The 15,190-nt window shown below is 46.0% G+C and carries 15 protein-coding genes; all 15 read left to right on the forward strand.

All coding sequences use genetic code 11. The features are described from left to right. Positions 1-17: 17 nt before the first annotated feature. The 15 genes from ACYSMN_RS11735 (at position 18) to ACYSMN_RS11805 (ending at position 15,129) form a co-directional block, all read left to right on the forward strand. On the forward strand, positions 18-953 hold the full coding sequence (locus ACYSMN_RS11735; RefSeq protein WP_488924069.1) for a glycosyltransferase family 2 protein: 936 nt from the start codon (positions 18-20) through the stop codon (positions 951-953). Next, complete coding sequence (locus ACYSMN_RS11740) at positions 940-2,400, forward strand: glycosyltransferase family protein (protein ID WP_488924070.1); 1,461 nt, start codon at positions 940-942, stop codon at positions 2,398-2,400. The genes ACYSMN_RS11735 and ACYSMN_RS11740 overlap by 14 nt, the downstream gene beginning before the upstream one ends. A gap of 162 nt (positions 2,401-2,562) precedes the next feature. Further along, positions 2,563-3,675 (forward strand): DegT/DnrJ/EryC1/StrS family aminotransferase, encoded by a 1,113-nt coding sequence (locus ACYSMN_RS11745; protein ID WP_488924071.1) that lies wholly within the window; start codon positions 2,563-2,565, stop codon positions 3,673-3,675. Between the two features lie 57 nt (positions 3,676-3,732). Continuing rightward, the gene (locus ACYSMN_RS11750; protein ID WP_488924072.1) at positions 3,733-4,005 is read left to right on the forward strand and encodes an IS1-like element transposase; all 273 of its coding nucleotides are present in this window, start codon (positions 3,733-3,735) and stop codon (positions 4,003-4,005) included. Continuing rightward, complete coding sequence (locus ACYSMN_RS11755; protein ID WP_488924073.1) at positions 4,002-4,448, forward strand: IS1 family transposase; 447 nt, start codon at positions 4,002-4,004, stop codon at positions 4,446-4,448. Before ACYSMN_RS11750 ends, ACYSMN_RS11755 begins: the two co-directional genes overlap by 4 nt. Positions 4,449-4,682: 234 nt before the next feature. Beyond that, on the forward strand, positions 4,683-5,687 hold the full coding sequence (locus tag ACYSMN_RS11760) for an STELLO glycosyltransferase family protein (RefSeq protein WP_488924074.1): 1,005 nt from the start codon (positions 4,683-4,685) through the stop codon (positions 5,685-5,687). 8 nt (positions 5,688-5,695) lie between these two features. Then, positions 5,696-6,673, forward strand: a complete 978-nt coding sequence (locus ACYSMN_RS11765) for a glycosyltransferase (RefSeq protein WP_488924075.1) — start codon at positions 5,696-5,698, stop codon at positions 6,671-6,673. A gap of 40 nt (positions 6,674-6,713) precedes the next feature. After that, positions 6,714-7,535 (forward strand): glycosyltransferase family 2 protein, encoded by an 822-nt coding sequence (locus ACYSMN_RS11770; protein ID WP_488924076.1) that lies wholly within the window; start codon positions 6,714-6,716, stop codon positions 7,533-7,535. Between the two features lie 37 nt (positions 7,536-7,572). After that, positions 7,573-8,508, forward strand: coding sequence for a GDP-L-fucose synthase family protein (locus tag ACYSMN_RS11775; protein WP_488924077.1), 936 nt, complete (start codon positions 7,573-7,575; stop codon positions 8,506-8,508). A 90-nt stretch (positions 8,509-8,598) separates the two neighbouring features. Next, entirely contained in the window at positions 8,599-9,669 is a 1,071-nt protein-coding gene (locus ACYSMN_RS11780) for a DegT/DnrJ/EryC1/StrS family aminotransferase (RefSeq protein WP_488924078.1), read from the forward strand. 1 nt (position 9,670) lies between these two features. After that, positions 9,671-10,312 carry a NeuD/PglB/VioB family sugar acetyltransferase gene (locus tag ACYSMN_RS11785; RefSeq protein WP_488924079.1) on the forward strand — a complete coding sequence of 214 codons (642 nt, stop codon included), beginning with the start codon at positions 9,671-9,673 and terminating at the stop codon, positions 10,310-10,312. Between the two features lie 15 nt (positions 10,313-10,327). Then, positions 10,328-11,311 carry a glycosyltransferase gene (locus tag ACYSMN_RS11790; RefSeq protein WP_488924080.1) on the forward strand — a complete coding sequence of 328 codons (984 nt, stop codon included), beginning with the start codon at positions 10,328-10,330 and terminating at the stop codon, positions 11,309-11,311. Between the two features lie 13 nt (positions 11,312-11,324). Then, complete coding sequence (locus ACYSMN_RS11795; RefSeq protein WP_488924081.1) at positions 11,325-13,094, forward strand: ABC transporter ATP-binding protein; 1,770 nt, start codon at positions 11,325-11,327, stop codon at positions 13,092-13,094. 82 nt (positions 13,095-13,176) lie between these two features. Further along, the gene (locus tag ACYSMN_RS11800; RefSeq protein ID WP_488924082.1) at positions 13,177-14,121 is read left to right on the forward strand and encodes a glycosyltransferase family 2 protein; all 945 of its coding nucleotides are present in this window, start codon (positions 13,177-13,179) and stop codon (positions 14,119-14,121) included. Between the two features lie 69 nt (positions 14,122-14,190). Beyond that, positions 14,191-15,129, forward strand: coding sequence for a glycosyltransferase family 2 protein (locus tag ACYSMN_RS11805; RefSeq protein ID WP_488924083.1), 939 nt, complete (start codon positions 14,191-14,193; stop codon positions 15,127-15,129). Positions 15,130-15,190: the final 61 nt, after the last annotated feature.

The raw sequence follows: 15,190 nt of genomic DNA on the forward strand, positions 1-15,190 counted from the left end.
ACATCCTTTTAACCCTCATGCCCAAGCTTTCCATTATTGTTCCTTGCTACTTCAACGAGGACAATATTCCAGTAACTGCACCAGAACTTATCAAGAACGAAGCCCGCTTTCCAGTTGGCGTAGAGTTCGAGTACATTTTTGTGGATGATGGTTCACGGGACCATACACTGCAAGCACTATTGCGCGTTCGAGAGCAATATCCAGACCGGGTACGTGTGATAGAACTAGTGGGGAATGTGGGGTCTTACAATGCTATTGTGGCGGGAATGGCCCATGCCACAGGCGATTGCTTAGCTATCATTACGGCCGATATGCAGGATCCACCAGAGTTAATGGTACAGATGTATGAGTATTGGCTGAAAGACCTCAAACTAATAATCGGCAACCGTCAAGATCGGGAAGAGAAAGGGATGTCCAAGCTACTAGCCCAAACTTTTCACTGGCTCATGAAAAAACTTGCTCTTCGTAATATTCCAGACGGAGGATTTGATTTTGTGTTTTTTGATAAGCAAGTCCGCGATGATATTGTTCGGTTACAGGAGCGCAACAGTAATATATTTTACCTGATGGTATGGCTAGGCTATACTTACGTGAATATCCCGTATGTGCGCCGTAAACGCGAAATAGGCAAATCACGCTGGACATTGCAGAAAAAAATAAAGTTGCTCATTGACTCTTTGCTGTCATTCTCATTTTTTCCCATTCGGGCTATTTCAGTTGCCGGAATTTCTTTGGGGATCATAGCAATGTTGTATGGACTGTATGTTATTGGACTAAAACTATTCATGTCAGAAGGTCCTCCTGGATGGACAACTTTGATGGTAGTCGTGCTTTTTGTGTCAGCCTTCCAAATGATAGCCCTGGGCGTTATCGGAGAATATGTCTGGCGCAGCCTAGATGCAGCACGAAATCGACCATTGTATGTAGTGAAAAAAGTGTATGAAAATGCGTAATAATTCTTACTTCCCTCTCAATGAGCGCGGCTGGCTAGCAGCCATTTTAGGGCTGGGATTACTACTGCGCCTCGCATTCGCCCTAAAAGGAGCTACTATATATTATGGAGCCGGTCAAGAACATTTAAACGGTGATTCCCTCTCTTATATGGAGAGCTTTTTAAACTTATGGCATAAAGGACATTACACCCACGAACCACTTATCCCAGACGCTGCATTTGGACGATTACCAGGTTATCCTTTTTTCTATGGTATTCACTATTTACTATTTGGTCCTAGATTAGCGGTTAGCGCGGTAGTGACCACTCAAATAGTACTTGATACAGTGGTTATTCTTCTCCTCTATAACATATTGCGACGTTGGTCTAGTCAAGTCTGGCCCGCGCGGATAGTCGCTCTTTTTTATGCCACCTACCCATTTGCTATTATATGGGTCACTATTGTCGGTTCTGAAGCACTGAATACCTTTTGCACTATTGCCTGGCTCAGTTTGTTAAGCCGCTCTGCAAGCAATTGGCGGCATTATTTGCTTATTGGAGTACTCACGGCAATAACATTTTATGTTCGAGAATACATGGGCATTTTATTTCCCATCAGTGTATTATTTGTTTTGTTTTGGCCACGTCAGGTTAATTTATCCCGCTGGCAGCGTGCTATTTGGGTAGTAGTAGGCTTTGGCTGCCTCTATATTTGGTGGCCAGTGCGAAATTATATTAATCATGATCGAGTCGTGTTAGTAAAACCTGCTTCTGCAGGCTACCCCAACTTGCGAGAGGATATGCAGGCTTATCTTAATTGGCTGCATATGTGGACTAATGATAACACCACTTGGGTAGAGAAAGCAGTACAAGGCAAACCATTGCAATATCCCGCAGATATCTTTAGTGACCAAACCGAAGAGCGTCGTGCTTATGCTCTCACAGCACTGGCTGCTCGTTGTGGTAGCAGTTTTTATATTCGCCGACTCAACACACGCGAATATTATTTGTCGCAGCCTCCTCATTTCTCCCCTTGTAACGCACAAGTAGCTGCTGGCTTCGATTCTTTACGGAGGAGCTATATACAACGAAATCCTGTTAACTATTATACTGCCGTACCGCTCGCCAATATTAGTAAGGCCTTTTTCAAGAATGCTAAAATTCATCAGGACGGTTCCAGAATCAAACAGTTGATCCAGCGGGTGCTATTTGGTTATCGCACACTACTTGTACTACTAGGAGTACTAGGTTTAATTCTAGGCTGGCGGCAGACTATACTGTGGCCTATCGCAGCTTATTTCCTATTTATCTACCTATTTATAAGCGTAATATTTCGCAGCTTGGAAATGCGATATCTCTTACAGGCGGATGTTTTATTATTATTGCCGGCTGCTTGGTTAGCAGCAGTTAGCTTGACTGATAGCATTAGTCGCCTACTTAAGCCAGTAATTCCTAGTGCAAAGCACTAAGCTGAAGACGATACGCTACTTGAAAGAGTATAAAATTATTGTACGGAGGAAGCCTAGGCTCTGCCAGGTAAGGATACTCTCGAATGTCTAAGCACTGTATCAGGAGTTAAGCCATAGTGCCTACCTTTGTCATTCATTCTTGACCATAGGCTTTGCTCTTTTATGATGAACGTTCCTTTTCTCTCTTTTACTCCTCAACATGTACCAATTAGGGAGAATATACTAGCTGCCATTGCCGATGTTTATGATAAACAATGGTATGTATTAGGAGATAAGGTTAAAGCTTTTGAAAAGGCTTATGCTACCTTCAATAAAGTACAGTACTGTATAGGGGTAGCCAATGGTTTGGATGCATTGCATTTAGCACTTGAGGCTCTCAACGTAAGGCCTGGCGACGAGGTGCTTGTTCCTAGCAACACATATATTGCTACTTGGCTAGCTATTTCGTTTGTTGGAGCTACTCCAGTGCCAGTAGAACCAAATCCCGGTACCTATAATATAGATCCAACAAAGTTAGAGGCTGCTATCACACCGCATACCAAAGGAGTTATGCCTGTTCACCTTTATGGGCAGGCTTGTGAGATGGGTCCTATTATGGATGTAGCCCACCGCCATGGCTTATGGGTAGTAGAAGACAATGCGCAGGCACAGGGAGCTACTTGGCAAGGAAAAGTTGCGGGTAGTTTTGGCAATGCAAATGGTACAAGCTTCTACCCAGGGAAAAACCTTGGTGCGCTTGGCGACGCGGGCGCGGTAACGACCAACAATGAGGAGCTAGAAAAAAAGATCCGTACGCTACGTAATTACGGCTCGCAGAAAAAATACTATAACGAAATCATTGGCCATAATTCAAGGCTCGACGAACTTCAAGCCGCAGTGTTGAGTGTAAAGCTGCCCTACCTCTCGGAATGGACGCAGCAACGTCAGTCGGTAGCCGCTCTCTATAACCAGCATTTAGCTGGGCTTGGCGATCTTATTTTGCCTGTTGTAGCGGAAGGGGCAACGCATGTTTATCATCTATACGTGGTACGCACCGCTTATCGTGACAAGCTACAACAGTACCTTCAAGAACAGGGCATTGGAACATTAATTCACTATCCTATTCCTCCGCATCGCCAGCAGGCTTACCAGCACATGGCAATTCCGGAGGGTACTTACCCTATCGCCGAAGAGTTAGCACGTACATCTTTGAGTCTGCCTATGTGGCCGGGAATGCAAAAGCAGGAGGTAGAAGCAGTAACAGCAGCAATACGGGACTTTTTTGATAGGGTATAGTCTTTACTGAACTAGCTGGTCGTGTGCTGAGTATGTAGATTGTACTTACTTTGGGTCATGGTATTAGAACCCGTTTTGTGCCCGGCCTGCCAGCAGCCGGAGGCCGTCTACCGACACGGCCAGGCCACGGACGGCACCCCGCGCTACCGTTGCGCGGCCTGCCGGCGCACGTTCCAGCTGCGTTACCGCCACAAAATCCATGAGCCAGGCGTGCGCGCTAAAATTACTGAAATGGCGCTCAACGGCAGTGGCATCCGCGACACGGCGCGCGTGCTGGGTGTGAGCACGCAAGCCGTTATGGCCGAGCTAAAAAAAAGATCGAAGCCGTGAGCCGTCGCCCGCCTGTGCGCCCCGGCTACGCGCCCGACCCGGCCGTGGCGCTGCGGCTGTGCGCCGATGAGATGTGGTCGTTTGTGGGAGCCAAGCGACGCCCGCGCTGGCTCTGGTGGGTCGAGGAGGCCACCACGGGCCGCGTGCTGGCCTTTGTCTTCGGCCGGCGCACGCACGCCACCTTCCGCCGCCTGCGTGCCCTGCTCGCCGGGGTGGGCCAGTTGGTGGCGCAGTGGTTCACCGACGCCTGGTGGGCCTACGTGGACGAACTGGACCCGGCCACCCGCACCGAAGGAAAGGCTGCGCTGCAACGCCTCGAACGCAAGCACCTGACCCTGCGCACCCGCCTCAAGCGCCTGGCCCGCAAAACCATCTGCTTTTCCAAAAAGCAGTTCTTCCACGACGGCCTTATCACCCTCTTCATCCACCACTTCTTTTTCTAGAAATCTACACACTCAATACACGACCAACTAGCTTAATTTATTCCTTGGCATCATGCCTCTTTTGCCTTCGCTAAAGGCAAGTTAAGGAAATGGTTGGGTGGTATAGGGTAAGAGGCCAACAAAAAATCCTACCTTTGCGCCGCCAAATTGGTGGTGGCTCACTTCCCGTGTTGGGTGGCAGACACTTTCCGCTGCCGATTTTTCTACACTTCCATTCCATTTCGCTTTTTGCGCATGTCTTCATCGAAGCCCTCTATTGTCATTACTTCCATTTTCGCTCCAACCAAAGCGGTAAACAAATTTGCCACCTTTGCCGAGTATCAGTTGGTGGTAGCTGGTGACAAAAAATCTCCCGCACAGTGGGAGGCTGAAAACGTGGCTTACCTATCTGTTCAGGATCAGGAGGCAATGGGCTTCAAAATGTCAGCTAAACTACCGTTCAACCATTATGGCCGTAAGATGATGGGCTACCTGCACGCTATGCAGCAAGGAGCCCAGGTTATCATCGATACTGACGATGATAACATTCCTTACGATGGTTGGGAATTCCCCGCTATGCAGGGCGAATTCCAGACGTCCCCAGCCAATAAAGGCTTTGTCAACATCTATAAAAACTTTACTAGTCACCATATTTGGCCCCGTGGTTATCCACTCGATCTTATCCTCAACGACGATCACAACCTGAAGGAAAGCGAGCTAGTTACAGAAGCCGCTAAAATTGGTATTTGGCAGGGTCTCGCCGACAGCGACCCAGATGTGGATGCCATCTACCGCCTCGTCGATAACACGGAAATATTCTTCGATAAGCGCGCGCCTATCGTGCTGGCCGAAGGCACGTTATGCCCCTTCAACTCGCAGAATACGGTGGTTCGGCAGGAATTATTTCCATTGCTGTACTTACCAGCCTACGTCACCTTTCGCTTCACCGACATCCTGCGCGGATTAGTAGCGCAACCTATCCTCTGGGCGCACGGCTACCGGTTGGGCTTCACGGAAGCCACCGTATTACAGGAGCGCAACCCACACGATTACGTGAAGGATTTCGAGTCGGAAATCCCCTGTTACCTGCACCCCAATCGCGTCATTGCCGCCGTTACTCGCGCTATCGATAAATCCGTAACGGTAGCTGAAAACCTGCGCCGCGCGTATGCCGAGCTAGCAAAAGAGAACATCGTGACGGCTCAGGAACTAGAGCTGCTCGACCTCTGGCTGGAAGATGTAGCTTCTTTGACTAAGTAACTTGCCGGATGCAGGAGTTTCCTTCTCTTTCTATTGTCATTCCTTCCTGGAATCAAGGGCGCTTTATTGAACGCACCTTGCTCAGTATTCTGCGTCAGGATTATCCTGGTACGGTTCAGGTTATCGTGTCCGATGGCGGCTCCACCGACGAAACAGTAGAGGTGCTGAAGAAATACGAGGATAAAATTGAGTGGTGGTCAGCTCGCGACAAAGGTTTCGTAGATGCAGTAACGAAAGGAGTGGCCCGCGCTACCGGAGAGATCCTAGCCATTCAAAGCTCAGACGACTATTACCTGGCTGGCACGTTCCGAGCTATGGCAAAAGCCTTTCAGCAACATCCGGAAGCAGGCTTTGTATCGGGTGGCGACCTTGCCATCGATTTGGAGCACCATGTGATAAGCGCCAATACAGTTCAAGGAACTATTACGCCCCGCAGTATTCTACTCGAGAATGTGCCGCCGCAGCACGCCACCTTCGCCCGCCTGGCCCTAGTACGTGAAACAGGAGGGATGCGTACTGAAGTTGATATGTGCGCTGACATTGACCAGTGGTTTCGCTTGGCGCACCTGGCACCCGGAGTTTTTGTGCCGGAACTTTGGGCCGTGTACCAGCTACACCCAGACCAGCGCACGGTGACTTCGCCAAAGTGGGCACCCAACCTTATCAAGATGGTGGAAACTTGTGAGCAGGACCCTCGTTATGGGTCTAAGTTCCGATTATCGGCAGCAGAAAAGCGTAACCTGTTTATGTATTGGCAGGTGAATTGGACCGCCAAACGCGACAAAAAGGAAGCTTATCGACTGGCGTTACGTCAATTGCCGAAGCTGCTTTCCTATAATTACCGCACTAGCCGGATGATTGTAGGCGCCTCCATTAATTATCTTATTAAGGAGGCAATAGGCCAGAACAAAGTAAATACTCCTCCGAAGTCTGTTGCGGTGCCAGCTGGGCTGGATCTGGAGTGGTGGGCTGCAAACAAACACTGATTCTCGTTGCGCCGGCCTGCGTCCGAAACCGTAATTCCTCATGAAGATATTTGCTATCTCCGTCATCAAAAATGAGGCAGATGTCATTGAGTACAATCTGCGTCAAGCGTCGATATGGGCAGACCAAATCTTTGTGTATGACAACGGCAGCACCGATGGCACGTGGGAAAAAGTACTAGCCTTGGCCTCGTTTAATGAAAAAATAATTCCTTGGAAGCAGGAGTTCAAGCCTTTCTATGAAGGGCTACGCGGTGAGGTGTTCAACGCTTTCAGACATTTAGCATCGGAGGGCGACTGGTGGTGCTTCCGGCTGGACGCGGATGAATTCTACGCCGACGATCCGCGTACGTTTCTGTCCCAGGTGCCACGTAAGTACCACTTCGTTCAGACGCAGACATTTGAATTCCAACTCACTGCTGATGATTTGGTTGAAATTGCTTTTACCGGCGATGCCCAAAACGACCTGCCACTAATTACTTACTACCATCCTGAGACGTACGCGGAAGCTCGTTTTTTTCGTCACCGCAAGCGCCTAACCTGGGAAATGGGGCTTGACCGGCCTCGACATATTGGGATTGCAAGCCCACAGCGTATTCGGGTGCGTCATTACCAGTATCGTTCTCCCGAACAGATTCAGCGGCGCCTCGATACTCGTATCAAGGCCCGGCAAGATGGGTTTGCTGGGTGGGACCACGCCTCACTACCAAACTGGCGCGACTACATTATTGCCGACCGCGCTACAATGCAGCGCTATGAAGGAAATAATCAACTCGTTGCACTTGGTAACCGTAACTCTTTTCATCATAAGCCACACGTTTTAGTCATTAAGCGGTTAATGCACGGTTTAGGCTTGTGGCCTTGAACCATGCCACTACTTCTTTGCTTTTTGCTTTGTTCTCATGAATCCAACTGACTCCATTTATATCGCCGGGCACCGTGGCATGGTAGGCTCGGCCATGATGCGCCGGCTTGAAAAAGCGGGCTATCATAACTTCATTACGCGCACCTCACAGGAACTGGATCTGCGTGATCAGGTTGCGGTTGCCGATTTCTTCGCTGCTGAGAAACCAAACTATGTAGTGCTGGCGGCAGCTAAAGTAGGAGGCATTCATGCCAACAACACCTACCGGGGCGAATTTCTCTATGACAACCTCATGATTGAGGCCAACGTAATTCATCAGAGTTATGTGCAGGGTGTTAAGAAGCTACTGTTTTTGGGGTCTTCTTGCATCTACCCTAAAATGGCACCGCAGCCGTTGAAAGAAGATGCGTTGCTGACGGGTGTGCTCGAAGAGACTAATGAGCCCTACGCTATCGCCAAGATTGCTGGCATCAAGCTCTGCGACGCTTACCGGAGCCAGTATGGCTGCAACTTCATTTCGGCCATGCCCACCAACCTCTATGGACCGCACGACAACTACGACCTGAAGAACTCCCACGTGCTGCCGGCGCTGATCCGTAAGTTCCACGAGGCCAAGCTCATTGGGGCGCCCGAAGTGGAAGTATGGGGCAGTGGCACACCGCGCCGCGAGTTTCTGCACGCCGACGACCTTGCCGACGCCTGCTTCTATCTGCTTCAAAACTACAATGAGCCAGGCTTAGTGAACATTGGGACCGGCGAAGACCTTAGCATTCGGGAACTGGCCGAACTGGTGCAACGGATTGTGGGCTACGAAGGAGCTATCCGCTTCAATTCTCAATATCCTGATGGCACTCCACGCAAGCTTATGGACGTGAGCAAGCTAACTGGCTTTGGGTGGCGATACAAGATTGGCTTAGAAGAAGGTATTCGGGCAGTGTATGCCGAGGCTTTTAATACGCTAATGTTGAAATAAGTAGCCTATCAATTAACGAAGTAGATACGCTTCATAGGTCCATTTTGCTTAGGCTGTTTTTTGTTGTACAGAAATAATGACTCTTCTTGCATGATAAACGTAACAAAGGCATACTTGCCACCTTTGAGCGAGTACACAGCATACTTGGAAGGAATTTGGGAACGCGGTTGGCTGACAAATCACGGTCCATTAGTTGAGCAACTGGAAGCTGAGTTATCCAAAGAAGTTGACGGGGCTAACGTACAGTTCATGTCTAATGGCACTATCGCATTGCAAATTGCCATAAAGGTATTAGGACTTACTGGAGAAATAATCACAACTCCTTTTTCTTACGTAGCGACCACTACAGCTATATTATGGGAAAATTGTGAGCCAGTCTTTGTTGATATCGAGAGTGATACATTTTGCATAGATGCCAATAAAATTGAAGCTGCTATTACCCCACGTACTTCTGCTATTTTGGCTACACATGTATACGGATATCCTTGCGATGTTTTAAAAATTGAGCAAATAGCTAATAAATATAATATTAAGGTTATATATGATGGGGCACATGCTTTTGGAGTTAAAATGCATGGACGCTCTTTACTAACTTATGGTGACATTACCACATGCAGTTTCCATGCTACTAAATTATTTCATACTATTGAAGGAGGAGCAATAATTACAAAAAACAATGACTTAAAAGAAAAAATTTGGCTATACAAATCGTTTGGCCATAAAGGAGATAATTATTTTACGTTAGGAGTAAATGGAAAAAATTCTGAATTTCATGCGGCAATGGGACTATGCAATTTGCCAAGGGTGCCGGAATTCATTTTATCAAGACAAAATTTGTCACGCGAATATAAATTAAAATTACATGATATTCCATTGATATTCCCGTCCTGTGCATCGCACATAGAATATAATTACGCATATTTTCCTGTGGTATTTCATGACGAAGAAAGGCTGATAAAAGTTAAAGATTGTTTAGAGCTTGAAGGGATAAATACTAGACGTTATTTTTATCCATCTTTAAATAATTTGCCATATATCTCTGGAGCTAAATGCCCTATTTCTGAAGATATATCATCTCGTGTCTTGTGCCTTCCTTTCTATCAGGAAATGAATATTGAAGAAGTGTGCAAAATAGTCGAAAGTATCTCTAAATGTTTCTAATATGGTTGTTATAGGTGCTCGCGGACACGCTGTTGAACTACTGGAATTGCTCGAGCAAATAGGAGAAAGTAATATTTCTTTTTATGATGACATTAATAGTGGTGTTGCTGATTATTTATTCAATAAATATCCTATTCTAAAATCAACAGAAGAAGCTAAGCACTCATTTCAAAAAGATTCCAGATTCGTTTTAGGAATTGGTGTGCCTGCATTGCGATATAAAGTGAGCCAGCGTTTTCAAGATATAGGAGGAACATTGTGCTCAGTCATAGCAAATAGTGCTTGTATCGGACGACATTCAGTTATTTTTGACAGTGGTATTAACATAATGGACGGTGTATTCGTAAGCAATAATGTTATTATAGGCGAAGGAGCCTTAATTAATGCAAGATCTAATATTCATCATGATGTAATAATTGGAAATTACGTTGAAATTTCTCCGGGCGTTCAGCTTTTAGGCGGAGCGAAAATAGGCGATTTTTCCCAGATAGGCGCAGGCGCTATTATTTTACCTAACATCACTGTTGGAGATAATTCAACAATAGGTGCTGGAGCAGTAGTAACAAAGAATATCCCGAGAAACAGTATATCTGTAGGTGTGCCAGCTACAGTAATTAAGATGAAAAACGAAGTTCAGCATTGAAATAACAACCTTAAAATGGCAGTTCTTGATAAAGCAGCAGTGAGCATTTGTTTGATTACATACAATCAAGAGCTTTATATAAAGCAAGCTCTTGACTCTATACTTATGCAAAAGACTAATTTTGAGTTTGAAATTATAATAGGCGAAGATTGTTCCACTGATTCCACTAGAGCTATTATAGAAGGATATGCAACACTTTATCCTGATAAAATAAAGTGCTTGTTTAATGACCGTAATATAGGAGTGATGGCTAATTTGAGAAATGTTATTGCTTTTTGTAATGGCGACTATATTGCATTTATAGAAGGTGATGATTATTGGATTGATGATTATAAGTTACAGATTCAGTTTGATCTTCTTGAGTCAAAACCTGAATATTCAATGTGTATACATGATGCACAGATAGTTATTGAAAAAGGTGTTAATTATGATTTTTTCCCCAAGATTGATACTGATAATTTTTTTAGCTCAAAATTTCCTGATATTCTGCCTGATTGTGAAACTACTCTAACGCAAAGTGATTTTGTTAATAAGGGGTGGTTTACCCCAAGTGCATCAATGTTTTTTAGAAAATCCTCATTGCCCCTACCCTTGCCAAAATGGTTTTTAAAAGTTTTCAGTGGAGATTATACATTGCAACTGCTTAGCACGAGTAATGGAAAAGCCTTTTATATACCGAAAGCTATGTCTGCTTATAGATTGCATTCAGGAGGTATAATGCAGATGTCGAAAAATACTATTTCACAATCTAACAAGAGAATTTTTGAGAATAAGAAATTTATGAAGTTTTTTGATCCTTCTTATAAGGATGTGTTTCTAGAGCGTATAAATAGTTATTATTTGGAGCGGCAAGACTATTATTTCACTTTAAGTAAAGATATGGCATCTGCTGGAAATAGTTTTAAACGAATTTATTATTACGCAAAAGCTATATCGGTAAATAGAGAGAGGCTAAGGTTTCATATTCTGCGTCTAGTAAAAAGGTTTACTTTATCATAGATAGCTGAACAACATGAGAGGTGGAATCATAGCGGCTTCGTTGAACAGCCTACGTCTTTTTCTTACCCCTTCGCAAAAGCGAGAAGGAGTTTGGATGCTGTTGCTGTTGCTCATTAATTCTTTTCTGGATGTGTTCGGCTTGGCTGCTTTAGTACCAGTTATCATGCTGGCATCTGAGCCAGGAGCAATATTGAAGAGTAAGTATTTCGCTCCAGTCTACGATCTACTTAATCTAGATTCAGAGCGTTCTTTTCTTACAGTTATTATCGTTGCAGTATTTGTATTCTTCTTATTCAAGAATCTTTTTTCTACTTGGGTTAGCTATTTACAGACGCGCTACACAGCAGATATTAGCTTGGCTCTGATTGATGCACAGATGACAAAATACCTAAATCTTCCTTTTTGGTATTTCAATGATTTAGGTTCTGCGACTATAAGCAATTATGTGATAGGTATCCCATCTAATTATGTGACGGGTGTATTGCGGCCTTTAATTCTTTTTATTTCTGAGGTAGCGGTTGTTCTTATCATTATGGTAGGGATAATGTTATATAAACCAATGCTGCTTCTTATACTGGCTGCCGTGCTGGTGCCTTCTGCGCTAATCACTTATCGTGCACTACGCAATCGTTCTTTAGCCATTGGAAATAGAATAAATGAGCTGCGACCATTGGTGGCGGCCAAACAGCTTGACTTATTTATTGGATATGCGGAACTGAAACTTGCTAACAAGCTTCAGCAGTTTCGCACCCATATTACGTCTGGGCAACAGGAAATTCAAAAACTAGACGCGGAAGCTTATCTGTATGGGCAGCTCCCACTTAAAGTTATTGAATTAGTCGCGATTCTAGGAGTAGTAACTATTTTCCTTTACGCCCTGTACTTCGCTAATGGGGCAGCAGGATTGATTGGATTAGTAGGGTTATTCGCTGCTGCTGCTTACCGGCTTATGCCATCCGTAAACCGGATGTTGATGTCCTTGATGCAGATCAAGCAGCATCAGTACACCATCTATCATCTAGGCACGTACCAGGAGCCTCATTTCAATGAGGCTCCCCATCCCCAGCAGTTGCCCCTTTCTTTCGAGAGCGGCATCGATTTCGAGAATGTCGGGTTCACCTTTCCTAATGAGACGCAACCCGCGTTGCGTGGCATTAGCCTGCACGTTCGTAAAGGAGAAAAAGTAGGCTTTATTGGCAGTTCTGGCTCGGGGAAGACCACGCTGATGAATCTATTACTGCGCTTCTATACGGAGCAGGAAGGCAGTATTCGAGTAGATGGCCAGCGCCTCACTCCCCAGCATTTGCAAGCCTGGCACCGACTTGTCGGGTACGTGAAGCAAGATACCTTTTTGATGGAGGCCTCTATTAAAGACAATATCACCTTGAATGATCCTGACGTTGATAAGCAACGATTGGATTACGCTCTTGAACAGGCCTCCTTGCGAAGCTTTGTTGACCGGCTGCCAGATGGGGTAGATACATTCATCGGCGAGAGAGGCTCTAAGCTATCTGGTGGGCAGCGACAACGAATTGGTATTGCTAGAGCCTTGTATAAGCAAATGCAGGTACTGGTGCTGGATGAGGCCACTAGCGCCCTCGATAATGAAACCGAACGGGAGGTGAACGAAGCAATCAATAAGCTCTCCTCTACCGATATAACCATTCTCATCATTGCGCACCGTATCACGACGCTCCGCGAGTGTAACCGGATTTATGAGCTCGGTAAAGGACAAATCATAGCAGAACATAAGTACGAGGACCTCGTCCGACAGGTAGTATAAGCCATAGTTGAAATAATATAGCTTCAGCTATTAAAAATTTGCGTCAGGAACTGTTGCTGCAAGCTTGCTTTAAAAAGTAGAAATGACGAAGCTGGTTTCCATTATTATGCCTGCGTATAATGCAGCTAAGCATATTGGAGAAACTATTCGTAGTGTCTTCGCGCAGACGTATACGCAATGGGAACTTGTTATTGTGGATGATGGCTCCACGGATGAAACCCAAAGGGTCGTAAAAGCCTATTGTACTCAAGATCAGCGCGTCAAATACGTTTATCAGGAAAATGGCCGCCAAGGTCGGGCGCGTAACAACGGCATCGCACATGCTGCTGGCGAATACATTGCCTTTCTCGATTCAGACGACCTCTGGATGCCAGAGAAACTAGAAGTGCAGGTACGCGAGTTGGAAGCTCAGCAAGCCGATTTACTATTCGCTGATTCGTATATGTTTAGCGGCGAATTCGACTGGAACTCTGTAGCCAGCTTACCCAAAATGAATACCGTGCGAGGTACTTTCGCTGGTGAAGAGGGAGTAGTCGTGTTTTTGGCCGGTAATCGGGTTCCTATACTAACGGCCCTAACAAAAAAAAGCGTAATAAAAGCAGTCGGTGGATTCACCGAAAATCGGTTGGTGCAGAATGCTGAGGATTATCATCTATGGGTGAAGATGCTTCTGGAAGGGTTTACGCTGGTGGGAACGGACCACACACTGGCGGCATACCGGAGGCACAGTTCGTCTGTCTCTGACTCTGATGGTCAGAATCTGAAGCAAGTAGTGGAAGCCAAAGTGGATCTAAGTAGCGCTTACCCTGAGAAACGAGAACTTGTGTTTGCCTCCATTCGCAATACTATCATTCTAAGCTTGCAGCAAGTAAGTAAGTACAAGGATGTTGACTTTTACGCTACAATCGATCGATACCTACAAATAAATGGTATGGAAGCATGGCGATCCTTGTTCAGAGTTTTTCAAATAGCTGGTGCTCGGCGCTTAGCGTTGAAAGGTATTTATTTTGTTTTCAATCACCTCTAAGGCTTATAAGGCGAGAAAAAGCGACTCATCATGCTTTTCCTGCAATCTAAACTATCCAATACTTTGAACTTGGTAAGCTTAATCATTCCCTGTTACAACTACGGCTGGCTGCTGCCGGAGACCCTGGATTCGGTACTAGCCCAGACACATCCGCATTGGGAGTGTATTATCATCGACGACGGTTCTACGGATACCTCGCGCAGTGTAGCCGAAAGCTACGTGCAGCGCGATAGCCGGTTCCGGTATCTGTATCAAGTGAATAAGGGTATGTCGGCGGCTCGTAATGCAGGAGTGGCCGCGGCTACAGGTGACTATATCCAGTTTTTGGATGCCGACGACTTGCTAGCACCCCGTAAGCTGGAGTTACAAGTAGCCTTTCTGGAAGCGCATCCTAACGTAGATTTGGTGTATGGTGACATGCGTTATTTCCGACATGGCATGCCCACCGAGTTGAGCCAGTCGATGGACATGCTCAATAAGCCATGGATGAGTGGTGCCGAAGGTCAGGGTGAAGTGTTAATAAACGCCATCATTGAAAAAAATCTGATGGTAGTGAACGCGCCTTTGACGCGGGCGGAGTTGCTGCGTCGGGTTGGGCCGTTTGCCGAGGATTTGCGCTCAGTGGAGGATTGGGAATTTTGGGTGCGGTGTGCGCTGGCAGGAGCTCATTTTCGCTACGACCCTTCGCCTGAAACCTGGGCCTTGGTGCGGGTGCATGCCACGAGTACCAGCCAAAACATGCGCCGTATGCATGACTTCGAAATTCAGGTGAGGCAGCGGCTAGGAACGGAACTGGAGAAGATAGGTGCCTACCAAGCCGTAAAGATTAACGCGCTGGCCATGCAGCAAAGCCGTGCCAACCTGGCAACACATTATTTAGTGAAAGGTAGTATCTGGGAAGGAGTCAAGAGTTTTCTAGCTCTGGCTTATACTACGGGTAAGTACCGCTACTACCTAGGTAGTATTGGCTATTGGCTGAAAATCCGGCAGCAGACAAAACATTCTTAGTTCGCCGCTAAACCAGTTGTTCCTTTCCGAGCCCACGGCGCCTTCTCCTTCTGACTACAAT

The organism is Hymenobacter sp. M1-2 (assembly GCF_057808495.1).

What these genes read in the sequence shown, in the direction of transcription:
- ACYSMN_RS11735 (WP_488924069.1), top strand. Translation starts at nt 18, where the DNA reads ATGCCCAAGCTTTCCATTATTGTTCCTTGCTACTTCAACGAGGACAAT.
- ACYSMN_RS11740 (WP_488924070.1), top strand. Translation starts at nt 940, where the DNA reads ATGAAAATGCGTAATAATTCTTACTTCCCTCTCAATGAGCGCGGCTGG.
- ACYSMN_RS11745 (WP_488924071.1), top strand. Translation starts at nt 2,563, where the DNA reads ATGATGAACGTTCCTTTTCTCTCTTTTACTCCTCAACATGTACCAATT.
- ACYSMN_RS11750 (WP_488924072.1), top strand. Translation starts at nt 3,733, where the DNA reads ATGGTATTAGAACCCGTTTTGTGCCCGGCCTGCCAGCAGCCGGAGGCC.
- ACYSMN_RS11760 (WP_488924074.1), top strand. Translation starts at nt 4,683, where the DNA reads ATGTCTTCATCGAAGCCCTCTATTGTCATTACTTCCATTTTCGCTCCA.
- ACYSMN_RS11765 (WP_488924075.1), top strand. Translation starts at nt 5,696, where the DNA reads ATGCAGGAGTTTCCTTCTCTTTCTATTGTCATTCCTTCCTGGAATCAA.
- ACYSMN_RS11770 (WP_488924076.1), top strand. Translation starts at nt 6,714, where the DNA reads ATGAAGATATTTGCTATCTCCGTCATCAAAAATGAGGCAGATGTCATT.
- ACYSMN_RS11775 (WP_488924077.1), top strand. Translation starts at nt 7,573, where the DNA reads ATGAATCCAACTGACTCCATTTATATCGCCGGGCACCGTGGCATGGTA.
- ACYSMN_RS11780 (WP_488924078.1), top strand. Translation starts at nt 8,599, where the DNA reads ATGATAAACGTAACAAAGGCATACTTGCCACCTTTGAGCGAGTACACA.
- ACYSMN_RS11785 (WP_488924079.1), top strand. Translation starts at nt 9,671, where the DNA reads ATGGTTGTTATAGGTGCTCGCGGACACGCTGTTGAACTACTGGAATTG.
- ACYSMN_RS11790 (WP_488924080.1), top strand. Translation starts at nt 10,328, where the DNA reads ATGGCAGTTCTTGATAAAGCAGCAGTGAGCATTTGTTTGATTACATAC.
- ACYSMN_RS11795 (WP_488924081.1), top strand. Translation starts at nt 11,325, where the DNA reads ATGAGAGGTGGAATCATAGCGGCTTCGTTGAACAGCCTACGTCTTTTT.
- ACYSMN_RS11800 (WP_488924082.1), top strand. Translation starts at nt 13,177, where the DNA reads ATGACGAAGCTGGTTTCCATTATTATGCCTGCGTATAATGCAGCTAAG.